Origin of the sequence: Streptomyces sp. 11-1-2, assembly GCF_003595545.1 — a bacterium.
Taxonomy (GTDB): domain Bacteria; phylum Actinomycetota; class Actinomycetes; order Streptomycetales; family Streptomycetaceae; genus Streptomyces; species Streptomyces hygroscopicus_B.
In genome coordinates, this window is the sequence record NZ_CP022545.1 from 7,556,832 (window position 1) to 7,579,978 (window position 23,147).

The window sequence follows — 23,147 nt, forward strand, 5'->3', positions numbered from 1 at the left end:
CACGCTCTCCCACCTGTTCTGCCCGCAATCCCGCCGACTCGCACGTTTCCCGGTGCCCCACCGCCGCCCGGCATGGGCCGATCGTCCCGTGACCCGCTCCCGCCTGCGACTGAACCGTGACCAACGAGGGGAAGTCCACTGTCGGTGGCGTGTGATTACCTATCGCCAGGCGCGCCTGCGCGTGATCGGGCTTGCCGCGGGGGCGCGGCTCCGGGGGAGGGAGAGCTGTTGTGACGATGCGGTGGATACCGAGGGCGGCGGGCGGCGGCCGCAAGGGGCTTCTCGCGCTGCTGCTCGGGGCGTTGCTCATGGCAGTGGCCGCGTGCGGCGGGGGCGGTGGCTCCGACGACGGTAAGAAGGGCGAGGACGGCAAGGGCGACGGCCGGCCGAAGACCTCGCGGGCCGTGGTGACGATCGCGCCCAAGGACGGCGCGAAGGGCGTGGACACCAGCGGTGCGCTGAAGGTCACCTCGGCGAAGGGCACCCTGTCCTCGGTCAAGGTCGAGGACGCCAAGGGCGCCGCGGTCGAGGGGAAGGTCGGCGAGGACGGGAAGAGCTGGCTGCCCGCCGCCCATCTCCGCTCGGACACCACCTACACCGTGGACGCGGTCGCCAAGGACACCGACGGCCTGACCACGACCCGGCACGCGACCTTCACCACCCTGCGTCCCAAGAAGACCTTCGTGGGCATCTACACCCCGGAGGACGGCTCGACGGTCGGCGTCGGCATGCCCGTCTCGCTCCACTTCAACCGCGGTATCACCCACCCGGCGGCCGTGGAGAAGGGAATAAAGGTCAGCGCCTCGCCGTCGGTGCCGCTCGCGAGCCACTGGTTCGGCAACGACCGGCTGGACTTCCGTCCGGAGAAGTACTGGAAGCCCGGCACCAAGGTGACGCTCAGTCTGGATCTGGACGGGATCGAGGGCAGGCCGGGGGTGTACGGCGAGCAGCGGAAGTCCGTGACGTTCACCATCGGCCGCAGCCAGATCTCGGTCGTCGACGCCAAGTCCAAGAAGATGACGGTCAAGCGGGACGGCAAGACCATCAAGACCCTCCCCATCACCTCGGGCGCGCCCGGCCACGAGACCTACAACGGCAAAATGGTGATCAGCGAGAAGCATCCGGTGACGCGGATGGACGGCGCCACGGTCGGCTTCGACGGGGAGTACGACATCAAGGACGTGCCGCATGCGATGCGCCTGTCGACCTCCGGCACCTTCATCCACGGCAACTACTGGGCGGGCCAGGCCACGTTCGGCTCGTCCAATGTCAGCCACGGCTGTGTGGGCCTGTTCGATCAGCGTGGCGGCGGGGACTCCGCCACCCCGGCGTCCTGGTTCTTCCGCAAATCGATCATCGGCGATGTGGTCATCGTGAAGAACTCGCATGACGAGACCGTCCAGCCGGACAACGGGCTCAACGGCTGGAACATGTCCTGGGAGAAGTGGAAGGCATGACCCCGTGCCGGAGCGGGGGCGCCTGGTGCCCCGGTTCCGGCCCCCGGCGGCCCCGACATCACCGGCGTCCCCGCGTCCCCGCGTTATGGCACCGCCCCGGCCCACCGCTCCCGTGTTAGCGGGCGCTAACCTGCGCTCATGACTGTGAATCTCGAGGTTGCCGACGGCGTTGCCACCTTCCGCCTTGACCGCCCCCCGATGAACGCGCTCGACACCGCCACCCAGGACCGGCTGCGGGAGCTCGCCGCCGAGGTGACCCGCCGCGACGATGTGCGCGCCGTGGTCATCTGGGGCGGCGAGAAGGTGTTCGCGGCCGGCGCGGACATCAAGGAGATGCGGGAGATGGACCACGCCGCGATGGTGGCCCGCTCCGGTGATCTGCAGGATTCCTTCACCGCCGTGGCCCGGATCCCCAAGCCCGTGGTCGCCGCCGTCACCGGCTACGCCCTCGGCGGCGGCTGCGAGCTGGCGCTGTGCGCCGACTTCCGGATCGCCGCGGAGAACGCCAAGTTGGGCCAGCCCGAGATCCTGCTCGGCCTGATCCCGGGCGCGGGCGGCACCCAGCGGCTGGCCCGGCTGGTCGGCCCGGCCAAGGCCAAGGACCTCATCTTCACGGGCCGTCAGGTCAAGGCCGACGAGGCGCTCACCATCGGCCTGGTGGACCGGGTCGTACCGGCCGAGGAGGTCTACGAGCAGGCCCACGCCTGGGCGGCGAGGCTGGCCCGGGGCCCGGCGATCGCGCTGCGCGCGGCCAAGGAGTCGGTGGACCGGGGGCTGGAGACGGACCTCGACAGCGGCCTCGCCATCGAACGGACCTGGTTCGCCGGGCTGTTCGCCACCGAGGACCGGGAGATCGGGATGCGCAGCTTTGTCGAGGACGGGCCGGGTAAGGCCACGTTCCGCTGATACCTGACCGGTTCCGATCGTCTCGGCCCGGTTCACGGAGCCGGGTATGCCCCGTGCGAGCGAATTTTCTTCGCCAGCGGTTGACCCTTGGATGACCCGGTCCGGTACGCTGGGTGATCACGCGTATGCGCGGTGACATCGCTGGTCAGCCGGGGTGTTGTGGTGCCCCAACTGCCTTTGGCATATGTCGGATCGGGTTTGTGGAGCCTGGGGCTCCGGTGGTTCGGGATCCCATGGTTCCGCCCCGGATGGCCTTTTGGGCGGCCATGATGGGGGGCATGGCGGGCTTGGAGGGAATGGAGCAGCCGCAGCAGCGCACTGGTACGGCTGCGGTGCGGGGGGTGCCGTCCGTCGAGGACGAGCGGGCCCGCAGGGCGCTTGACCTCTTTGGAAACCCCGCGGCCGAGGAGGTGCGGCTGCCCTCCCGTCCCGAGTCCGCGGCGACCGCCCGCCGGCTGGCCGAATTCGTGGTGGCGCGCGACTGGGGGCTGGGCCTTCAGCTCGCCGAGCACACCGTGCTGCTCGTCTCCGAGCTGGTGGGCAACGCCGTACGGCATACCGGCGCCCGCACCTTCGGGCTGCGGATGCTGCGGCGGCGTGGCTGGATCCGGATCGAGGTCCGTGACCCCTCCCGTGGGCTGCCGTGCCTGCTTCCGGTGGGGGAGCTCGACACCAGCGGGCGCGGGCTGACGCTGGTCGACCAGCTCTCCCAGCGGTGGGGGGTCGATCTGCTGCCGTGCGGCAAGACGACCTGGTTCGAGATGCGCGTGGCCGAAAACTGACCGCGCGAGCGCCGGTGCGGACCTCGGCGCGGAGCGTGAAAAGGGTCCCCGCGTCGTCGTGCGCCGACGACACGGGGACCTCTTTTCGTCCCCGGCCATGGCACGAAAGGGGTGTTCGTCATGGCATTCGGGGGAAGCGACCTCGCTCGGGTCAATGGGGTCGCGGCCCCGACTATCGCAGAGGCGGTAGATCACTTCCAAGCCAATCCAAGGTGAGCTGTAACACTTGCCTTGCTAATGGCGGGTAGGGGGGCGATTTTCCTTTGTTGTCGACCTCTTTCTGATGAATCTCCAGTGGTCCAGACCGTGACACGAAATCTTTCTTTGCTTGTCGGTTCTTGGCATGGCCCTGCCCAGCACTCACCATGGAACAGCGCTACGCGCGTCACACCCCCCACGCATCACCCCCTCTGTCCCGGCTACGCCATTCGGGAGACCCCCCATGGAAGCGCACGGCCGCACCTCCACCCGGCGCGCCCTGCTCCGCTCGGGCGCCTATCTCGCCACCGCCGCCACCGGACTCACCGCCACCGCAGCTACCGCCACCACCGCCCACGCCGACGACAGACGCCGCCGCCGCGCGGCCGCCTATCCCCCCACCCACTGGATCCCCGCCGCCACCTCCAACTACCGCGTCTCCAGCCGCCCGACCTCGTATCCGATCGACTTCATCGTCATCCATGTGACGCAGGAGACCTTCCCGGACGCGATGAAGATCTTCCAGGACCCGGCCAAGCAGGTCTCCACCCACTACATGGTCGCCTCGGCCGACGGCTATATCGGGCAGTTCGTCCGGGAGAAGGACGTCGCCTGGCACGCCGGGAACAAGGACTACAACAACCGCAGCATCGGCATCGAGCACGAGGGCTGGGTGGACGACCCCAAGTGGTTCACGGACGAGATGTACGCCTCGTCCGCCGCCCTGACCGCGGCCGTCTGCGACCGCTTCGGCATCCCCAAGACCCGCGACCACATCATCGGCCATGTGGAGGTCCCCGGAGCCGATCACACCGACCCCGGCCCGCTGTGGGACTGGGACCGCTACATGTCCCTGGTCAACAAAGCCTACGCGCCGCGAACCTGGCGAAGGTAGCGAACCTGGCGAACGTAGCGAAAGTAGCGAACGCCGCGTGCGCCGCTTATGTCGTGTACATCGCGACGCGGGCGACGGGCCGGCCGCCGCCGACCGCTAATCTGTGCGGGTCAAACACACGCACGGAAGGGGCGGAACAGGTGGCGGACATCGAGGCGGCGCGCAAGGCGTTCGAGCGGTATGACCTCAACGGTGACGGCCAGATCACCGCGGCCGAGTACAAGAGCGTGATGGCGCAGCTGGGGGACCCGTATGTCACGGAGCCCGTCGCCCAGGCCGTCATCAACGCCCACGACGCCAACGGTGACGGGCTGCTCACCTTCGACGAGTTCTGGGCGGCCCAGAACAAGGACGGCAGCAAGACCGGCTGAACGGGCCGCATGGCGGCAACGGGCTGCATGGCAGCAACGGGCCGCATGGCGGCAACGGGCCGCATGGCGGCAACGAGCCGAACATGGCGGCACGGCCGGCGCGTCAGCGCCAGCCGCGCCGCTGTGCGCTCGCCCGCCGTCTGCGGTCGTTGCACAGCAGACAGCGGCCGTAGCCGGGCGGCAGCGGATCCTCCGGATCCCCGTACAGCGGATCGACGGCCCCGCGCGGATGCTCGGGACAGCCCGTGGCACCGCGCTCGGCGGTCAGCGACCCCGCGGCGGCGAGCGCCCGGCGCAAGGCGTCGGTGAGCAGCTCGGTCTCCGGCTCGGAGGGCGCGGCGTCCAGCGAGAAGGCGATGTCCGACGCGGTGGTGAGCGCGCTGCGGAGTTCGCGCAGGTCTGCGTAACTCATACCGGGCAGCGTAGGCGCACCCACCGACAACGCCCCGAGGGCCCGGTCAGACCCCGCCCTCCCGCGCCTCTTCGCCACCTTCGGCACCGCCCGCGTCGTCCGCACCCGCCGTCAGGTGGACGTCCTCGGCGTCCTCCGTCTCCTCCGCGGTGAGCGCGGCCCGGCTGGGATCGGCCCACGCCTGCAGCGCGGCCTTACTGGAGAAGTTCGCCACGTCCTTGTCCAGCGGGCGGTCGGTGTACTGGTGGATCCGCCACTTCGCCTTGATGCGCGGCTTGCCCGCCGTCACATAGTCCGCTATCCACAGGCCGTCCCCGGCGTAGGACGTGGTGTCGTAGTTGAGCCAGAAGCTCCGGTTGCAGTAGAGCATCACGCGGTGCGTGGGGCGCAGCTTCTTGACCTCGCGGATGAACCGGTCCTTCTCGGCGTTGCTGGCGCGGGTGCCGGAACCGGTGGTCTCCCAGTCCACGGCGAGCAGATCGTGCTTCTGGGACGCGCACTTCTCGACGAAGTACTGCGCCTGCGCCGTGATGTTGCCCGGCCACAGGAAGTGGTAGAAGCCGACGACGCATCCCGCCTTCCGCGCCCGGGACGCCTGCGAGGACTGCTTCGGGTTGATGTACGACCGGCCTTCGGTGGCCTTGATGAAGACGAAGGCCAGTCCGTCCGCGTCGAAGGTGGTCTGGTGCGAACTCACGTCGATGCCGTGCAGCATGGCGCCTACCTCGGGTCAAGAACGAGTGAATACACGGGTGTTATTCCCCCTCTCGTACGGAGGACCCTACTGGGACGAGATCGCGGTCCGCAGGCGTTCGGGCCCACGCCGGGGGAGCGGCACGCCGAGGGAACGGGCACGCCGGAGCAACGGGGCAGGCCGACCGAACGGCCACAAAGAGAAGCGGACCCGAGGGTTTGGCCATCCCCCGGGCCCTGTGATGCCGCCCAACTGCGCACGCCCCCCGGATGGGAACGGGTCAATCTGATGTCGTCGTGTTCTTCCGTTGAACTACCGCTCCACGAAGCGGGGCGGGCCGGATTCGAACCGGCATCCGACGACCAAGCCCGTGCCCGGTCGGTGAGGCGATCGGCGGCGAATGCTGAGGCTGGAGCAAGAATCTGAGATTGAACGCGTGCCACGGGCGCACGGCCCGCTCGAAGACCGGGGGCTAATCCCGGCTACCTCCTGAGGCGGACCGTCCCCTCTCGTGACCAAGTGCTCGGAGAGGTTGTCAGTACCTTCCAGCGCAACCACGTGCATCACGACGAGCTTCAGTTTCAGCTTGCGCTCCTCGCGCACCCCGCACCGCCGCTTGACCCGGCGGCCGGGGAGTCCATGACGCTACCCGAACAGGTAGCCGAAGACCACCTCGCCCATGCGCTGATCGGCGACGTCGACGCCGTTGGCCTCCTCGCGGGCATACTTGACCGCCTGCTGGAGCTTCTCCACCCGGTCGAGCAGCTCATTGACGCGCCGCGCCGGAAGGGCCCCGGAGAACTTCACCGTCGTCCAGTAGCCGACGGGGATGTCCTCGTAGTACACCTCGACCTGCGCCGGGTGCTTCTCGGTGGCCTCCGCCTTCACGTGGTTCCTGGGCACCTTCTTCGTACGGACGGTCCGCACGGCCTCGGTCTTCCAGCTGTCCGTCGACGGGTCGAGCGACCACGACTCGGCGGCGTCCAGGGTCGGCAGCCTGCGGATGAAGGTGGCGAGATCCGACAACTGCTTCTCCAGGAACAGCAGATACGAGACCGGCACATCACGCAGCAGCGTGCGCCCCTCGACCTCGATGTCCGCACGGGCCTCGCAGTTCGTCCAGTCCTTGGTGGCGGTCACATCGAACAGCCGGGTCAGCGTCGTCGCGGTATCGCGAAGGACGTCCTCCGCCTTCACCTGCACCCGCGTCGACTCGGGCGGCAACTGCTCGCCCTCCTCGTCCTTCGGCTGATACGTACGGGAAATCCCCGCCAGCAGCGCCGGCTTGTCCAAACGGCGCTGGGACGCCGTCAGGTCGGCTTGCGTCTTGGACTTGACGCCCTTCTCCACTGCGATGATCTGATTGAGTTTCGCCACGTGAGGGACGCTAGCAGGGCGCGAGGGCCGCTCTCGAACGATATTCGAGGCGGCCTTCAGGGGCGTTCCCGCCCCCGCGGCGGGCGGGTGGTCCGTGCATACCAGGCCGACGAGGCCACCGCCGGCCCGGCCGCGAGACCGGCCACGGCGATGAGAAAGACGACGATCAGCCAGGTCAGAAGGGTGAAGACGGGGCCGAGCGGGCCGAAGTCGGCGAGGCTGCGGGCCATGGCCACGGGCATGAGCAACCGGGAGAGGTAACCGAGCAGGACGGTTCCCGTGCTGGCGAGCACGGCGCCCGGCAGCAGATGCGTCCAGCTGACGCGGCCGCTCAGCAGGAGATGCTGGGTCCACCACCACAGCAGGGCGGCCGACAGCAGGGACAGCACCAGCCCGGAGACGATGCCCGTGCCGAACCCTCTGCGCAGCGGCGCCTGGATGAGGAGCACCGCGAGCCAGACGAGCAGCCACAGCAGCCAGCGCCACGCCGCCACCCGCACCGCAGCCCTGGGAAGCCCCCAGCACCGTTCGCAGACCGCTTGGAGCGCCCTGCTGAACGCCGTCGCGGACACCAGGGTGACCAGCAGCCCGACGACCCCCGAGGTGTTCTTGGCCGTTCCCCGGGTGGTGAACGTACGGCGCACCTCGTCGAGGACGTCACCGCGCACGCCCACCACCGAGCGCAGGGAGTCCGCCAGGAGGTTCTGCAGTGTGTCGGGGACGAAGGCCGCCAGGGCCATCAGCAGGGGCAGGGCGGTGAGGAACGCCTGGGCCGCCAGCCGGGTGGCGGCTTCCAGCACGTTCACCGCCACCAGCCGCTCCAGGAACCGGGCGGCCGGGCCGTGGCCGATCGCGGTCGTGACGCGCTCCCACAGCGCCCGCGGTGCCCTCATGGCATACCGCCCGGCCGTCAGGGATGCCCGGGACGGCCGCTCGCGGCGGGGCCGTCGGCGGCGGGGCCGCTCGCCGTGGGCCCGGACGCCGTGGGCCCGGACGCCGTGGGCCCGGACGCCGTGGGGCCGTGCGCTGTAAGGCCGGACGCCCCGGCGAGGACGCCGAGCAGCGCCAGGACCCCCACGACGATGCCGAGGACGAGCCCGACGGACGCTGGAGTGGGGTGGTTCCACAGCACCAGGGCCAGCGCGCCGCCCGTGATCGCCACGCCGGTGGTCCAGGCCCGGTGAGTGTCCAGCCAGCGGCCGAAGCCCCCGGTGCGGGCTCCGACGCGGGCCAGGCCCCGGCCGATGGCGCCGGTGCCGCGCGCCGCGACCGAGCGGACGGCGCGGGCCCCGCGCCCGGGGCCGTACAGATACGCGGCGAGCGCGGTGACGATCGCGACGACGAGAAGGGTGCGGGTGCTTTCGCGCAGGAAGCGTACGAGCGTGTCGAAGATGAAGGCCGCCGGGTCCCGGGGCAGGGTCGTGGGCGGGACGGAGTCCAGGTAGACGCCGCGCACCACGGCCAGGCCGACCAGTAGCGCGACCATCATGACCGCCGTGCCGATCCCGGCGGCCAGCAGCGTGAGCCGATGTGCGGGGGAGACCCACACGGCGAGCGCGGCGAGCACGATGGTCACGGCGGGCAGCCAGGTGCCGACGATGTCGAGGAGGCGCATCGCGCCTTGCGCCTTGTCCAGCTTGTCCGTCCGCACCAGCGTGAACTGCCGGTCGATGTGGGGGATCTTGGCGGCCTTCTCGTAGCCCGCCCGGACGAGGCGTTGTTTGACGTTGTCGACAAGGGTGCCGATGTCCAGGACGACCGCGTTCCCACGGGCCTGGACCGCGCTGGTGCCCTCGCCGGTGAGGACCTTCACGACGGCGGCGTGGGCGCGGCGGTTGGCCGCGTCCCACACCAGCGGGAACTGATCGCTGGTGATCACCTTGTGCACCACGCGGTGCACGGCGTCGTTGAGGGCGCTCTCCAGCGGCCCGCCGAGCATCCGGGTGCCGTCCACGACGACGGACGGGGCTCCGGTCTTGTCCAGGTTCCTGGCGAGCTGGGCGGTGATGGCGGGCACGTCGACCTGGTCGACCACGCGTTTGGTGAGCCGGTTGGTGATGGTGGACTGGACGGCGGGGTTCCTGGCGATCGGGGCGACGGTCTGGACGTACCGGTGCGGGTCGGTGATCTCCTCGTGCAGCCAGGTGGCGACGACGGCGAGCGGGGAGAGCAGGACCGCCAGGACGAGCAGCACACACGCGCCCGCGTGGCGGAGCCGCCGGTGGCGTACGGTCGCGGCCCCGCGCAACCGCTCGTACTCCCGTCGTTCGCTCCCGCTCAGCGGCTGGGGCTCGGCGGGGCCGGAGGCGTCGGCGGACGAATCCATGGGTCCTCCCTCGCGCGGGGCGGAGGGAAGCGCCACCGGACGGAGGCGTCGCCGGGGGAGTGGCGGCGTCACGGCGTGCGTCACCCCGGCGGGCGGGGCATCTCCTCGATCCGCGGTCCGAGGTTCTGGAAACGCGGCGACGGGCCGTTTCGATTCACGGTGGCGAGGCCGGGAGCCGGGAGCCGGTGTGGTGGGCGCGGTGGCGCGGTAGGGCGGTGGCGCGGTGGCGAGCCCCGCGCGGGGTACCCGTGAGACCGCCCTGCCCGACGCCGCACGCCCCAGCCCCCGGGAGGTCACATGACGTCGGCGGCACCCTGGACGGCACGCCTGGCCCTGGTCGCGGGCGCCATGGCGGTGGTGATCCTTCTCCTGTTCGCCGGGGCGCGGAGCGTGGTCCTGGTCGCGGTGGGGGTGGGCGGGATGGCGGTCACGCTGGCGGGCGTGTGGTGGACGCTCGTCCACAGAGGGCCGGTCAGGGCGCTGGCCGCGGTCCTGGCGGTGGCGGCGCCGGTCGCCGTCCTGGTCCTCTACGCGCTGGCCGGGCTGTTGTGGGTGGTGCTGGTCTCCCTGGCGCTCTGGGTGCTGGCGGTTGCCTCGGGACGGTTCGCGCTGGCGGAGGAGACCGGACCCCGGCGCCCGAAGGAACGTCGGGTCGCACCGCCGGAACGGCCGTTCCTGATCATGAATCCGCGCTCCGGCGGTGGGAAGGTCGACCGATTGGGCCTGCGGGAGAAGGCGGAGGCGCTGGGCGCACGGGTGGCCGTCCTGGACCCGGACCACCCCGACCCCGTCGACGGGGTGGTCGGGCTCGCACGCCGCGCCGTCGAGGAGGGCGCCGATCTGCTGGGCGTGGCGGGCGGCGACGGCACGCAGGCGCTGGTGGCGGGTGTGGCGGCCGAGCGCGGCGTCCCCTTCGTGGTCATCCCTGCCGGGACCCGCAACCACTTCGCCCTGGACCTCGGGCTGGACCGGGACGACCCGTCGGCCTGTCTGGAGGCGCTCACCGACGGTGTCGAGCTCCGCGTCGACCTGGGGTTCATCGGTGACCGCGTGTTCGTGAACAACGCCTCGTTCGGTGCCTACGCGGCCGTCGTCCAGAGCCCCGCCTACCGCGACGACAAGGTCCGCACCACCCTTCAGCTCCTCCCCGACCTGCTGACCCACGAGACGGGGCCGGATCTCGTGGTGAGGGCGGGAGAACTCGTCATGGACAGACCGCAAGCCGTCCTGGTCAGCAACAACCCCTACCGCGCGGGGGACCCGGCGGGCCTGGGGCGGCGCGAGCGGCTGGACTCCGGAGTCCTCGGCGTGCTGGGCATCACGGTCGAATCCGCGACACAGGCGGCCGGGCTGCTGCGCGGCCGCAACGCGCCCGGACTGGTCTCCGCGACAGCCGGGGACGTGGCGGTCGAGGCGCGGGAGCCGGCCGTCCCGGTCGGCGTGGACGGCGAACCCCTCACCCTGCGGACTCCGCTCCACTGCCACATCGCGCCGGGCGCCCTGCGCGTACGGGTCCCGAGACACCGCCCGGGGGTGCCGCTCGGCAGCCCGGCCATGGACTGGCACAGGGTGCGGCGACTGGCGCTGACCACCGTCAGGACGGCGGCGGGGCGCGGACCGCACCGATCACGGTTACGGCGCGTGCGGGTGCCGCGCGCCTCCCTCCCCGTCCGCTCCCTCCCCGTCCGCCGGGAAACGGAGGGCCCCGGCGTCGGCCGTCCACTCGACCCCGCCACGCTCCGGCCGGAGGAACGCGACGCGATCGCTGGTCATCCGGTGGCCGAAGCGCGATTCGGCAACGCCGTGCACCGCCTGCACCACGCCGGTGCGGCCAATGGCCGGGTCGTAGCGACAGGACATACAGGCGTGGGAAGTGCCATCCTCACGGTGTCTTCAGACCGCGGTCTTCGAGTTCGTCAGCGCACTCCTCCGGCACCGCCACCGTCTTGACGGTGGCGGTGCCCTGATGCAGAGGGAGCGCGGACGGGTGGACCGCTTCCTGCTGCTCGCTCTTGGCCTCGGCACGGGCTTGCTCGATGTCGTCGGCGATCTCCTGGCAGTCGATGGCGTGCGTGCCCGTTGGCGTCGGCTGCTTGGCGGGTGCCCCCGGCTTGTCGGTGTACGGCTCGGAGCTGAGGGCGGAGGTGGCGGCGATGCCGGCCAGGCATAGCCCCGCCCAGGCGGCGATGATCGGTCGGCGGACGCTCAAGAGCCCGCCATTCCGATGCCTGCGGCAGTGGACAACATGTCGATTATCTCGCCATTGATGGTGTGTGAGTGGTGCGCCAGCGGGGCGTATGCCTAGAAGTTGTCCGCGAACGGATCTTGTGTATCTCCCCAATGGAATGCATGTGAGTCTGTTTCGGGAGAATAATCTACTCGTGCTCCCGTGTCGGGAAGATTGAATTCTTCTCGCAGCCATCCGTCGATGGCGAGGGCTGCGACTTCCGAACGGTAGTCACTGAGCGGAAAAGTGAGTCGATGGACTGCGATCTCTACGCCCTCAGGATGGAGTGAGGAGAGGTTCTCCGAGTGAAGCGATACGCCGACGCAGAGCCACGCCAGATCTTTCCAATGGATGCCCGGCGGAGGAGATAGATAAATCTTTCGGTGGATTTGGATATGCTGTTTGTCTGGTCTGCCGTTCACGGTGCTCTCGGCAGACAGATCAGCAGCAAGGCCCCCGCTTGAGAAGCGCTTGCGGAATCTGAATGTTCGAATGGCTGTCATTGCTATTCCAGGAATTTCAACAGATGGAATACGGATTTACTGAAGAAGTGCTCTTCGCCCATTCCGGTTCTACCCCGTATGTAGTCGTAATCGTGCGGCATTCCATCGCCGTACAGTCGGCTATGGCGGGTCATGAACAATTCCGCTTCATTGGGGTTCATTTCGATCATATCGGCCTTGCGTAGGGTTGCAAAGTCGTGTCCGGAGACTCTGAAGGTCAGTATCTCAACGTCATACCCACGGCTCTGTCGACGTTCCAGATAGCGCTCGGCATCCGCCCTGCTCCCCCACGAGTAGACACCTTCTCCGTATTGACCCCGGTTCTCTTCTCTGGGCCACGGGGTGCCGTCACGTCGTAGCCGCGCGGCGTCTTCAGGGCCTTGCACTGTGTGGAACTCGCGGCACGGGGCCAGGCCGAGGGGGTCTGTCCAGGTGTGGGGGTTGTGGACATAGGCCGCAGGGTTGGGGGCCGGGGTGAGGCCCAGGGGGTCGGGGGTGAGGTAGCGGGCGGTATGGGGGTCGTAGTAACGGTGGCGGTTGTAGTGGAGGCCGGTTTCGGGGTCGAAGTATTGGCCGGGGAAGCGGAGGGGGGTGTAGGCCGTGCTGTCGGCGGCCCAGGTCGTGGTGCCCCAGAGGGTGGAGCGGGTGTGCCACGCGATGATGCCCGATTCGTCGACGAGTTCGGTGGGGGTGCCGACCAGGTCGGTGACGATCGCGAAGAAGCGGGTGTCGATCTCGCGTTGGGTGGTGGCTTCGGTGACGCGCTCGGTCTGGGCTATGGGGTGAAGGCCCTCGTGGTCCCAGGTGAGGGTGATGGAGTGGGGGAGGTCCGGGGTGGTGGTGGTTTGTTCTATGAGGGTGGGGCCGTCCCAGGTGAAATCCGTTTGCTCCAGGACGCTTTCGCCGTCGGCCGCGAGGCGTTGTTTGGTGGTGCGGCGGCCGAAGGGGTCGTACAGGTAGCGCCAGACCGCGCCGTCGGGGGTAGTGGCCGAGACGAGGCGGTCTTCGGTGTCCCAGGTGTAGCGCCAGGTGTCGGGCTTGCGGGACAGGCGGGTCTTCTGGCGGAGGGTGAGGCGGCCCGCCTCGTCGTGTTCGTAGCGGACCGAGCCCGCGCCAGTGATGCGCGTGCCGGTGTAGGTGCGGGGGCCCGTCGCCTCCTGGGCGGGTTGTGTGCTCGGCCAGGCCGCGTCCGTCTGGTTGCCCGCCTCGTCGTAGGCGTAGGTCTCGGTCCAGCCGTGGGCGTGGACGGCCGTCACCCGGCCTGCCGCGTCCAGGTCGAAGGTGCGTCGGCCCGACAGGTTGTCGTCCACCGCGATGAGGTGGTCGTCGGCTCGGTAGTTGTACGCCCGGTGGTGGACATTGCCGGATGCGCCGGTCAGCGATTGCGTCGTCAGGCGGCCGAGCGGGTCCCATGTATGGGTGAGGGTGAGGGCGTTGCCGATGCGGCGCGTGGTCTCGCGGCCCGCCGCGTCGTGTGCCGAGGCGAGGATGCGGTCCCCGGTGATCAGGGCGGTGCGGTTGCCCGCCGTGTCATAGGCGTAGGTCGTGACGGCACCGGTGGGTGTGGTGCGGCGGATGCGGCGGCCCAGGGGGTCGTAGGTGTGTGTCAGGACGCGGCCGTTCACCATTTCGGACGTCACCCGGCCCAGATGGTCACGTTGGTAGACGATCTCCGCGTCCGGGCCGGCAGCTGAGGTCAGGAGCCCGGCGGGGTCGTAGGTGAAGGTTGTGGTGCGGTCGTCGGACGCTTTGCGGATCAGTCGGCCGAGTACGTCGTACTCGTATGTGATGGTCCGGCCCAATGGGGAGGTCCGGGAGATGAGATGGCCCGCCGCGTCGTATGCGTATCGCACTTCACGGTCGTCGAAGTCCGTCTCCGTCACCAGGCGGCCCGCCAGGTCGTACGCGTAACTCCAGGTCAGCCCCTGCGGATTGGTGACCTTCGTCAGCCGCAGCGCCGCGTCATGCTCGAACTCGTAGCGGACGCCGTCCGGACCCGTGCGGGCGGCCAGCAGGTCGAAGTGGGTGTACTCGTACACCGTCGTGCCGCCGACGGGGTCGGTGTGCGTGGTGCAGTTGCCCTCGCCGTCGTACGTCCAGGACTCCGCCGAGCCGTCCGGCCCGGTGCGGCGCAGGAGTTTGCCCTCCAGGCTCCAGTCGTAGCGGGTCACCGCGCCCAGCGGGTCCGTCTCGGCCACGACGCGGCCGAACGCGTCCCGCTGGTAGAAGCTCGTGGCTCCCAGCGGGTCGGTGATTTCCACGGGAAGCCCGGCCTCGTCGCAGCGCACCCGGGTCGTCGCGCCCAGCGGGTCGGTGACGGCGAGCAGACCTCCGCGCGCGTCATACATGTAGCGGGTGGTGGCGGCGAGCGGGTCGGTGAGCGTGGTGCGGTTGCCCGCCGCGTCGAAGGTCTGCCGCCATACCGCGCCGCCCGGATCGGTGATCTGCACCGGGTTGCCCTGTGCGTCGGGCACCGCGCTGATCTCGCTGCCGTCCGGCCGGATCACGGCCGTCAGGTGCCCGTGCTCGTCGTAGCGGAAGCCGGTGGTGCGGCCCAGTGGGTCGGTCTCGGCGACCGTACGGCCCGCTTGGTCGTACATGGTGCGGCTGACCGCGCCGGCCGCGTCGATCTCCCCTACGACCTGGTGCGCCTCGTCGATCAGATAGCGGGTGACCGCACCGTCCGGTGAGGTCAGGGTCGTGACCTTCAGGCCGGGGAAGTCCGGGTCCACCCCGTCGTAGCCGATGCGGAGGGTGTAGTGGCCGCCCTCACCGCCCTCGGCGGTGACCCGGTCCTGCTCGTCGTAGGCGTAGGAGTACCAGCGGTTGTTGGTGTCGATCCAGGATGTGATCCGCCCGGCCCGGTCGTAGACGAAACGTAGCGGAAGCCCCGAGGAGCCCGTTGTCTCGGTGAGATGGCCGTCGGTGTAGCCGTAGCCCATCACCCGCACGTCCCCCACCCACAGGCCGGTGATCCGCTCGTTCTCCGCCATCAGCCGGAGCCGGTAACCACGACTGTGGAGGATCTCGACGGGTGTGCCGGAAGCGTCGTAGGTGAAGGTGATGCGGTTGCCGTTGCGGTCGGCGATCTCCCGCAGGAGCGCGAGCGCCTCGTCGCGGTACGGGGTGAAGGTGCGGACGAGCCCGGCCTCCGGGTCGGCGACGGTGTACGTACCGCCGTCCGCCGTCCGTGCCAGCGGCCATCGCGGACCCTCGGCGGGTAGGACCGCGGCGCCGCCCGGCACCGGATGCGGATAGGCCAGCAGCAGACCGTCCTCGGTGAAGAAGACCACGCCTTGCTCGTCGAACTCCAGCCGCTGGTCGGCCGTCGATGCCCAGGTCGGGCCGAACCACCGCCCGGCACGGTACCCGGAGTCCACCCGGCGGGAGAACGCCAGCGGCAGCACACCCGGCAGCTCCACATCCGTCTGCGGCAGGAACATCCGCCCCGTGGCCACATCCACCGGATCGGTACGACCATGCCGCACCCGGTCCCAGGTACGGGAGAACACCCCCCGGCCACGGCTGCGGAGAGCGCCGCGCGCCCATCGCGTCGCCTCACGCGCCGCCAGCCTGGCCCCGAGGCGTGAGGCGATCGGGGCGAGGGCGCGCGGGGCGAGGCCCATCAGCAGGGTCTCAGCCAGCCCGCCGCCCATGGCGAGCTCCAGCGGCAGCGCGTAGGGCATGGCGAACATGGCCAGGGTGAGGAGGAGGGGAAGACCGACCTCGAGGAGCTTCGCCAGGAGGAAGCGGTCCGTGCCCAGGATGTCGTAGCCGGCGAGAGGGGCCTCGCCGTCGGCGATCGCCGACCAGCGGGACAGCAGCAGGACGCCGACGACGAGGGAGCCCGCGCAGACGGCGATCCGGAACTGGACCAGGGCGACGGTCTCGCCCAGAGGGGACGCGCTCGCGGTCCGATAGCCGCGTACGGCGGAGATCAGGCGCCACAGGGTCAGGGCCAGCCCGGCCAGACCAACGCCGACCAGGATGTGCAGCCCGGTGCCCCCGGTGAAGTACTCCTGCAGATCCTTCGTGGACGGGAAGGAGCCCACCGCCAGATACAGCAGGGAGGGGACGGCCAGCAGCAGGCTGAGCACCAGGAGGACTTTCTCTTGCCGTGGCCAGAGGGGGCGCTGCTCCCGTGCCCGGCGCCACAACTGCCCTAAGGTCACGCCACGCCATGCCTCCTGGCTGTGGGTCGCATCCATACGGTGGGTCTGCTGGGCGACCGACTCGCGCAGCGGCTCCAGCTTCTCCGCGCGGGTACGGGGGTGGGCCGTGGCGTACAGCAGCGCTCGGCGCTGCCGGGCGTAGCCCAGGGCGATGATCCAAGTGGCCGGAAGGCGCAGCAGGGCGTACCCGAAGAGAGCTTCGAACGCGGTCTGGCCCTGACGTTCGGCGGCCAGCACGACACCGGGCTCGCGCCGCCGACCCAGGCGGGACCGGCGCAGATCCCAGATCCACGCGACGGCGAGGCACCCCAGGATGATCCACAGGCCCCAGTCCCCGGCCAGCCTCTCCCGCCACTCCATCGCGGTGTCGTCGCCCGGGAAGGCCGCGGCGTAGTTGGTCACCCAGTGGATCGCCACGGCCCCGGCCAGTGGCACGAGGGCCGCGACCCGGGTCAGGACGCGGGCACCACGCCACAGCAGGCCCACCGCCAACCCGCCGAGCGCGCTGGCGAAGATGTGTGCCTCGTAGGGGAGTACCGGACCCCCGACTTCGACGGTGCCGGTCGATGAGGGAAACCAACTGCCGAGGATTTGTCCGAGACCGGGAACGTACGGGGGGTTGATCAGTCCCTCCGGGATCTGCCAGCCCCCCTCATCCGTGGGAACGGCCTTACCCGCGGACTCGGCGTACATCAGAAGCTTTTCCAGCAGACCGAACCCCGCCCCGGCAGCGCCGCCCAGCACCACGAAGTCCGCCAGCCCCCACTGCATCCGCCTGCGCAGTGCCCACCCCGCGACCAGGAGCGGTGCGATCTTGATCAGCTCCTCCACCACCGGAGCCGTCGTCCACGACACCACATCCATGACGCCCGACAGCGATTTCTCCCGCGCGGTCGCCAACTGACGTGCCACCAGGAGTTCCAGGGCCATCGAGAGCACACCGCAGCCGTACGCACCCACTCCGAAGGCGAGCAGCACCGTCGGCCACCGCACCGTCCGCACCGGCCAGGACAGCAACAACAGCTGCAACACCGCCCATATGGACGCAGCAGCCATCCAGAACGCCACGCCCCGCAGCCCCCTCCGACGTTGTCAGTGATCCGTCACGCTAAGTCGAACGGCGCTCACGTACAAGGGACTTCATGGCACGCGGCACATGGACCCGCGCTCTGTGCGGGTCCGCGTGTCCGACGCCCGCCGGCGGCGCGGACGCCGGCATCGCCCCGTCCACGGCAGGTGGGAGTCCCGTTGTCGCGACCACGATCTGGGCAATAGCCTCGCCACCTGAGCCGAACAGTCGGGGGGACTGGGCGTGGCGTTACTCATGGTGGCCGCGAGCGTGTACGGCGTGCGCAGCTTCTGGCGTTGTCCTCGCCGACCCGGTCGGTGCGGGTTTCCACGGTGCTGCTGGGCATAGCCGTCGGCGTCTACGGATGCGGGGTCGCGGCAGCGCTGCTGGAGTTGGCGTATACGCGTGGGGTCGCCGAGGCCACCGGGGAGTCGCTGGCCGACGTCGTGAAGACCGCGAGCTATGAGGTCGACCCGGTCATCGAAGAGCTGATGAAGCTGGCGCCGCTGCTGCTCGTGGCGTGGAACGTCAGAATCCGCCGCCAGTGGGGGCTGACGGATTACGTGGTGCTCGGCGCGGCCCTGGGCGCCGGGTTCGGGCTCTTGGAGGCTGTGGCACGGTACGGGCTGGACGCGGACCGGGCGATTCCGCACCCGGGCGGCGGCTGGGCCATTCCCGACAGCCTCCGCGCGCCGTACATTCCGGGTGTCGAGCAGGTCTTCTCCTCCTGGTTCCCCGCCCCACAGGGGGTTTTGGAACTCGGCGACCACACCCCGGCCGCCGCCACCAGCCCCCATCTGGTGTACACGGCTCTGGCGGCGTTCGGGGTCGGTGTCCTGCTGCGGCGGTCGCGGCTGGGCGCGTGCGATCGGGGTCCTGCCGCTCGCCGCCACCTCCGCGCTCCACATGCTCACCAACTACGCTGCCGCGCACCCGATGGATCGCGACGCGGCGGACTGGGTCGACACGTTTGAGGGGACGCTGTGGGCGGTGCCGCTGGTGTGCCTGGCGGTCGCCATGGCCGCCGACCTGCGGCAGTTGTGGCGGGGGAAGGCGACCGTGCCGGGGGTCCTGCTGCAGGCGGAGCGCGCGGGCAGGACCGGCCTGAGCGCGCTGGCGTCCTATGGGGCCTGGTGCGTGCCCTGGTCCACGTTGATCGCGTTGCGCTTCGCCCGGCTGCGGCGGTCTTTGCTCTACGGGGCGGCGGGCCCGGGGCTGTACCCCGGCGCCGAGGCCCTCCACGGTACGGTCGCCTGGTCCGCCGCCCAGATCGACGCTTCCGACCGCGAACACGCCTGGCAGGCGTCGACTTCCGCTCCGTGGCAGGGGCGGCCGGCACGCTGCGGGACCGGCGCCGGAAGTGGTACGTACTCGTATCCGTCGCCCTGACCATCCCGGCGCTGCTCCTCCTGGCGGTCGGCTCCTTCCCGTCCGCGGCCGATCTTCAACAGCGCTTCGCGTCGGGCACCGGCCTGTATGTGCTGGTCGGCTTCGGGATCGCGGGCCTGCTGTGGACGGGCTGGCTGCTCGTGCGCCTGCTGCGCACCTGGCGGGCGACGCTCGCCCTGCCGTACGGCGAGGCGCTGGCCACCATCCGATTCCGGATCTGGACCGCACTCGGCGGCTGCCTCGTCGGCACGCTGTTGCTCCTCAGACTCGCGGACGGCGCGGCTCCGGACGCCCCCGCCATCCGCAATCTCCACCTCCTGGAGGCGCTGAACAACTTCCTGACCTACCTCGGCTTCGCCCTCCTCCTGCTGTCCCTCCTAGCCCTCATCTCTCCCGGCGGCGGCCTCGGGCTCGCCCTGGCCGGCGCCCGAGTGGGCGCGACCGTCATCACGCGCGAGGCCGCCATCCACGCGGCGGCGTACGGGGCGTTGGGCATCGTCTTGATGGCTGCGAGCGGTGGCATTGGGGCTGACGGTTCGCCCGACCGGCAGAATGAGGAGGCATCGAAGTCCGCTGATGAAGACCAGCAGAACCTGACCTTCCAGCCCTCGCCCAAGCACGGACAGACCCAGAGGGGAAACGCTGCCCCCGAGCCATCAAACCCTCAGAGCACCTTGGAGAGTTCGATTAACTTCAACCCCAATACGACGCGACGGGTGGGAGTGGACAAAGAGGCCGGAGAGTTCGCGGTATTCGACGAAACGCACAACGGTACCGGCATCTATCACGGTCACGTCCGGAAGTGGAATGAGCTGAGTCAGCAGATGCAGAGTGCACTACGGAAAGCGGGCCTCGTGACGGCCAAGGGTAAGATCAAGTAGTCGCCTGGCTAGGAGTTTCTTTTTCCATGGAGTATCAAAAGCCTGAGCAGGTTACCGCAGAGAAAGCCGCGGAAATCTTCGGTTCCGGGCAGCCGCGAGAAATCTCCGAGACGCTGATCGCAGCCTCTCTGAACCTTCAGGACCGAGAGTGGGTGGAGCGATGGCTGATCCACTTCACTTCGCACCCCGATTCCGACGTACGCAGGGCCGCCGCGCTTGCGCTGGGCCACCTTGCCCGGCTTCACCGGCAGGTGTCACCCGATGCGGTCGAGGCGGTGGGGAGGCTTCGGGGCGACGAGTCCCTCGCGGGCGCTGCCGCCGACGCACTCGAAGACGTGGAGATCTTTACCCGTGCACCGTGATAGGGGCGGCCGTCGATGAATTCCTACCGGGAATGCTCGAAGAGAAACTCAATCAGGATCTCCGCGAGATCAACGAGGCGCGCCCCGAGCCGCTTGGCGTGGGTCCCGAGCCGCCTACGGCAGCACGTGGCGCAGCTTGTCCGGGTTGCGGATGACGCGGATCTCGGTGATGCGCCCGTCCTCGACCTCGACGCAGGCGACCGTGTCCGGGCGGCCCGCGACGGTGAGGAGCAGGCCTGGGCGGCCGTTGACGTCGACCGTGTGCACCCGGGGGTCGTCCATCGGCTGGGTGAGGACGGCGGCGAGGAAGCGGGCGACCTTTTCGGCGCCGTGCTGGGAGCGGAGGGCGGCCTTGACCTTGCCGCCGCCGTCGCTCCACGCCGTCACGTCGGGGGCGAGCAGCTCCATCATCCGGTTGAGGTCGCCGCCGAGGCAGGCGGCCAGGAACTCATCGGTGACCTGGCGCCGCACCTCGGCCGGTGTGTCGTAGCGCGGTCGGCGGGCCTGGACGTGTGATCTGGCCCGGTGGCCCACCTGCCGTACGGACGCCTCGCCGCGCTCCAGCATTCCGGCGATCTCCCTGAACGAGAAGCCGAAGACCTCCTTGAGCACGAAGACCGCTCGCTCCAGCGGCGAGAGAGTTTCGAGTACGACGAGCAGGGCGAGCGAGACCGACTCGGCCAGCTCCACCTCCTCGCCCGCGTCGGGCTGGGTGACCAGTGGCTCGGGCAGCCAGGGGCCGACGTACCGCTCGCGGGTGGCGGCGGCGGAAGTGAGCCGGTTGAGCGAGAGGTTGGTGACCGTACGGGCCAGATAGCCCACCGGGTTGTCCACCGGGGTGGTCACCTGACTGCAGCGCAGCCAGGTGTCCTGCACCATGTCCTCGGCGTCGGCGACGCTGCCGAGCATGCGGTAGGCGATACCGAACAGCATGCGCCGGTGGCGCTCGAAGGTGCTCGCGTCGATCACGTCCGTGACGGTACCTCGCAGGCGTCCGAGAAGCCCTGGCTGGTCAGGCCGAAGGCGCTGTTGATGCGCGAGCGGTAGTTCTCCAGGGCGACCATGGCGGTGAGTTCGACGAAGGCGGCTTCGCCCAGCCGCTCGATCAGGGCGGCCGCGAGCTCGTCGGTGACGCGGGGTTCGGTTTCGGTCATCGCTTCGGCGTAGTCCAGGACGAGCAGTTCCAGCTCAGTGAAGGCGTCCTGGTGGTCGCGCCACCGCGGGACCTTGGAGATCTTGTCCATCGGGAGGCCGAGGGTGTCGGCCTCCCAGTGGCCGAAGTCCATGCACCACGAGCAGTTGATCCTGGCCGCCGCGGCCATGACCGCGAGGTGCTTGAGGCCCCGGTCGAGGCGGTTCCACTTGGCGGCACCGCGCTCCTGCCGGACGTAGGTGAGCAGCACCCGCCCGTTGTGGCCGATGGCCAGGCCGGGGTCGAGCACCTTGCCGTAGGTGCGCCGGGAGTACCAGGCGCCTATGCGGTTGAGCAGCGTGCTGGGCGGAGTGAGCGAGATACGGGCCATGGCGGGTTTCTCCATCGTGTCGCGGCTGGGGTCGTAAGACCTTCCGCAGGTGCGACAGAGCAGGCCGCCGGAGTGTGACATCCGGCGGGCTCTCATCCGAAGCGGCCGGACCCGGCCGGAGCCGCCCCCTCAGCACTCGATGACGTTCACCGCGAGCCCGCCCCGCGCCGTCTCCTTGTACTTGACTTTCATATCGGCGCCCGTCTCCTTCATCGTCTTGATGACCTTGTCGAGCGAGACATGGTGGCGGCCGTCGCCGCGCAGGGCCATCCGCGCGGCGGTGACCGCCTTGACCGAGGCCATGCCGTTGCGCTCGATGCAGGGGATCTGGACCAGGCCGCCCACGGGGTCGCAGGTGAGGCCGAGGTTGTGTTCCATGCCGATCTCGGCGGCGTTCTCCACCTGTTCGGGGGAGCCGCCGAGGACCTCGGCGAGGCCGCCGGCGGCCATGGAGCAGGCGGAGCCGACCTCGCCCTGGCAGCCGACCTCGGCGCCGGAGATCGAGGCGTTCTCCTTGAAGAGCATGCCGATGCCGCCCGCGGCGAGGAGGAAGCGGATGACGCCGTCCTCGTCGGCGCCCGGGACGAAGCGCGTGTAGTAGTGCAGGACGGCGGGGATGATGCCCGCCGCGCCGTTGGTGGGGGCGGTGACCACGCGTCCGCCCGCCGCGTTCTCCTCGTTGACCGCCATGGCGTAGAGGGTGATCCACTCCATGGCGCGGGCGGCCGCGTCGCCCTCGGAGCGCAGGGCGCGGGCGGCGGTGGCGGCGCGGCGGCGGACCTTGAGGCCGCCGGGGAGGATGCCCTCCTGGGACATTCCACGGGCCACGCACGCCTCCATGACGTGCCAGATCTCCAGGAGGCCGTCCCGGATCTCCTTCTCCGTGCGCCACGCCTTCTCGTTCTCCAGCATCAGCGCCGAGATGGACAGGCCCGTCTCGTGGGAGAGCCGCAGCAGTTCGTCGCCGGTGCGGAAGGGGTGGGTGAGGACGGTGTCGTCGAGCTTGATGCGCTCCTCGCCGACCGCGTCCTCGTCCACCACGAAGCCGCCGCCGACCGAGTAGTACGTCTTCTCCAGCAGCGGATGGCCCTCGGCGTCGTACGCGAGCAGCGTCATGCCGTTGGCGTGGTACGGCAGGGAGCGGCGGCGGTGCAGGATGAGCTGGGTCGACGCGTCGAAGTCGATCTCCTGGCCGGGGCCGATCTCGGTGCCGAGCAGCCGCAGCCGCTTGGTGGTCCGGATGCGCTCCACCTCGCCGTCGGCCGCCTCGACGTCGACGGTGCGCGGGGAGTGGCCCTCCAGGCCCAGCAGCACGGCCTTCGGGGTGCCATGGCCATGACCGGTGGCGCCCAGCGAGCCGAAGAGCTCGGCGCGCACGGAGGCGGTGTGGGCCAGCAGGCCCTCGTTCTTCAGCCGGCGGACGAACATCCGCGCGGCCCGCATCGGGCCGACGGTGTGCGAGCTGGACGGGCCGATGCCGATCGAGAAGAGGTCGAATACGGAGATGGCCACCGGGGGACTCCTTCGTCTGCACGCGGGGGGAGGCGTGCGGGCCGTGCGGGGGTGGTGCGGTGGGGGCGCGCCAGGGCGGACGCGCCCCCGT

At 69.9% G+C, this 23,147-nt stretch carries 20 protein-coding genes and 1 pseudogene; 10 read left to right on the top strand and 11 right to left on the bottom strand.

From position 1 onward, the window contains the following. Window positions 1-236 precede the first annotated feature (236 nt). The 5 genes from CGL27_RS32580 (at window position 237) to CGL27_RS32600 (ending at window position 4,609) form a co-directional block, all read left to right on the top strand. The gene (locus CGL27_RS32580; protein WP_119994660.1) at window positions 237-1,457 is read left to right on the top strand and encodes an Ig-like domain-containing protein; all 1,221 of its coding nucleotides are present in this window, start codon (window positions 237-239) and stop codon (window positions 1,455-1,457) included. A gap of 138 nt (window positions 1,458-1,595) precedes the next feature. Next, window positions 1,596-2,363 (top strand): enoyl-CoA hydratase-related protein, encoded by a 768-nt coding sequence (locus CGL27_RS32585; RefSeq protein WP_078643825.1) that lies wholly within the window; start codon window positions 1,596-1,598, stop codon window positions 2,361-2,363. Window positions 2,364-2,641: 278 nt separating this feature from the next. Further along, the gene (locus tag CGL27_RS32590) at window positions 2,642-3,145 is read left to right on the top strand and encodes an ATP-binding protein (protein WP_162953114.1); all 504 of its coding nucleotides are present in this window, start codon (window positions 2,642-2,644) and stop codon (window positions 3,143-3,145) included. A gap of 442 nt (window positions 3,146-3,587) precedes the next feature. Beyond that, the gene (locus CGL27_RS32595) at window positions 3,588-4,238 is read left to right on the top strand and encodes a peptidoglycan recognition family protein (RefSeq protein WP_119991559.1); all 651 of its coding nucleotides are present in this window, start codon (window positions 3,588-3,590) and stop codon (window positions 4,236-4,238) included. 140 nt (window positions 4,239-4,378) lie between these two features. Then, window positions 4,379-4,609, top strand: coding sequence for an EF-hand domain-containing protein (locus CGL27_RS32600; RefSeq protein ID WP_014055044.1), 231 nt, complete (start codon window positions 4,379-4,381; stop codon window positions 4,607-4,609). Window positions 4,610-4,712: 103 nt separating this feature from the next. Here the strand turns inward: CGL27_RS32600 and CGL27_RS32605 are convergent, their stop codons facing one another. The 5 genes from CGL27_RS32605 to CGL27_RS32625 all read right to left on the bottom strand — a co-directional run bounded on the left by CGL27_RS32605 (window position 4,713) and on the right by CGL27_RS32625 (window position 9,418). Beyond that, window positions 4,713-5,021: a hypothetical protein gene (locus CGL27_RS32605; RefSeq protein ID WP_119991560.1), complete on the bottom strand. Its 309-nt coding sequence runs from the start codon at window positions 5,019-5,021 to the stop codon at window positions 4,713-4,715. 46 nt (window positions 5,022-5,067) lie between these two features. Beyond that, window positions 5,068-5,736: a glycoside hydrolase family 25 protein gene (locus CGL27_RS32610; protein ID WP_119991561.1), complete on the bottom strand. Its 669-nt coding sequence runs from the start codon at window positions 5,734-5,736 to the stop codon at window positions 5,068-5,070. 624 nt (window positions 5,737-6,360) lie between these two features. After that, a complete protein-coding gene (locus CGL27_RS32615; RefSeq protein WP_078643831.1) occupies window positions 6,361-7,092 on the bottom strand; it encodes a hypothetical protein in 732 nt (243 codons plus the stop codon). Window positions 7,093-7,148: 56 nt separating this feature from the next. Then, window positions 7,149-7,985, bottom strand: a complete 837-nt coding sequence (locus CGL27_RS32620) for a YhjD/YihY/BrkB family envelope integrity protein (protein WP_119991562.1) — start codon at window positions 7,983-7,985, stop codon at window positions 7,149-7,151. Window positions 7,986-8,002: 17 nt separating this feature from the next. Next, the gene (locus CGL27_RS32625) at window positions 8,003-9,418 is read right to left on the bottom strand and encodes a hypothetical protein (protein ID WP_119991563.1); all 1,416 of its coding nucleotides are present in this window, start codon (window positions 9,416-9,418) and stop codon (window positions 8,003-8,005) included. Between the two features lie 297 nt (window positions 9,419-9,715). Here CGL27_RS32625 and CGL27_RS32630 point away from each other — a divergent pair. Continuing rightward, window positions 9,716-11,026, top strand: a pseudogene (locus tag CGL27_RS32630) (diacylglycerol kinase family protein); the annotation flags it as partial. Between the two features lie 274 nt (window positions 11,027-11,300). Here the strand turns inward: CGL27_RS32630 and CGL27_RS32640 are convergent. From CGL27_RS32640 to CGL27_RS32645, 3 genes are all read right to left on the bottom strand, one after another. Beyond that, on the bottom strand, window positions 11,301-11,627 hold the full coding sequence (locus tag CGL27_RS32640) for a hypothetical protein (RefSeq protein WP_119991564.1): 327 nt from the start codon (window positions 11,625-11,627) through the stop codon (window positions 11,301-11,303). 92 nt (window positions 11,628-11,719) lie between these two features. Further along, window positions 11,720-12,148, bottom strand: coding sequence for a hypothetical protein (locus CGL27_RS50310; RefSeq protein WP_162953115.1), 429 nt, complete (start codon window positions 12,146-12,148; stop codon window positions 11,720-11,722). A gap of 2 nt (window positions 12,149-12,150) precedes the next feature. Then, window positions 12,151-17,376, bottom strand: coding sequence for a DUF6531 domain-containing protein (locus tag CGL27_RS32645; protein ID WP_162953116.1), 5,226 nt, complete (start codon window positions 17,374-17,376; stop codon window positions 12,151-12,153). A 309-nt stretch (window positions 17,377-17,685) separates the two neighbouring features. Between CGL27_RS32645 and CGL27_RS32650 the strand changes: the two genes are divergently transcribed. The 4 genes from CGL27_RS32650 to CGL27_RS32665 are packed head-to-tail and all read left to right on the top strand — an operon-like array spanning window position 17,686 to window position 20,021. Next, window positions 17,686-18,363, top strand: a complete 678-nt coding sequence (locus tag CGL27_RS32650) for a PrsW family glutamic-type intramembrane protease (RefSeq protein ID WP_162953117.1) — start codon at window positions 17,686-17,688, stop codon at window positions 18,361-18,363. Then, window positions 18,326-18,778: a hypothetical protein gene (locus tag CGL27_RS32655; protein ID WP_119991567.1), complete on the top strand. Its 453-nt coding sequence runs from the start codon at window positions 18,326-18,328 to the stop codon at window positions 18,776-18,778. Before CGL27_RS32650 ends, CGL27_RS32655 begins: the two co-directional genes overlap by 38 nt. Further along, complete coding sequence (locus CGL27_RS32660) at window positions 18,709-19,659, top strand: hypothetical protein (protein WP_119991568.1); 951 nt, start codon at window positions 18,709-18,711, stop codon at window positions 19,657-19,659. Before CGL27_RS32655 ends, CGL27_RS32660 begins: the two co-directional genes overlap by 70 nt. A gap of 26 nt (window positions 19,660-19,685) precedes the next feature. After that, window positions 19,686-20,021, top strand: coding sequence for a hypothetical protein (locus CGL27_RS32665; RefSeq protein ID WP_119991569.1), 336 nt, complete (start codon window positions 19,686-19,688; stop codon window positions 20,019-20,021). Window positions 20,022-20,135: 114 nt separating this feature from the next. Here the strand turns inward: CGL27_RS32665 and CGL27_RS32670 are convergent, their stop codons facing one another. The 3 genes from CGL27_RS32670 to CGL27_RS32680 form a co-directional block, all read right to left on the bottom strand. Continuing rightward, window positions 20,136-20,990, bottom strand: coding sequence for an RNA polymerase sigma-70 factor (locus CGL27_RS32670; protein WP_119991570.1), 855 nt, complete (start codon window positions 20,988-20,990; stop codon window positions 20,136-20,138). After that, on the bottom strand, window positions 20,987-21,544 hold the full coding sequence (locus tag CGL27_RS32675) for a carboxymuconolactone decarboxylase family protein (protein WP_119991571.1): 558 nt from the start codon (window positions 21,542-21,544) through the stop codon (window positions 20,987-20,989). Before CGL27_RS32675 ends, CGL27_RS32670 begins: the two co-directional genes overlap by 4 nt. A 129-nt stretch (window positions 21,545-21,673) precedes the next feature. After that, a complete protein-coding gene (locus CGL27_RS32680; protein ID WP_078643846.1) occupies window positions 21,674-23,056 on the bottom strand; it encodes an L-serine ammonia-lyase in 1,383 nt (460 codons plus the stop codon). Window positions 23,057-23,147 lie beyond the last annotated feature (91 nt).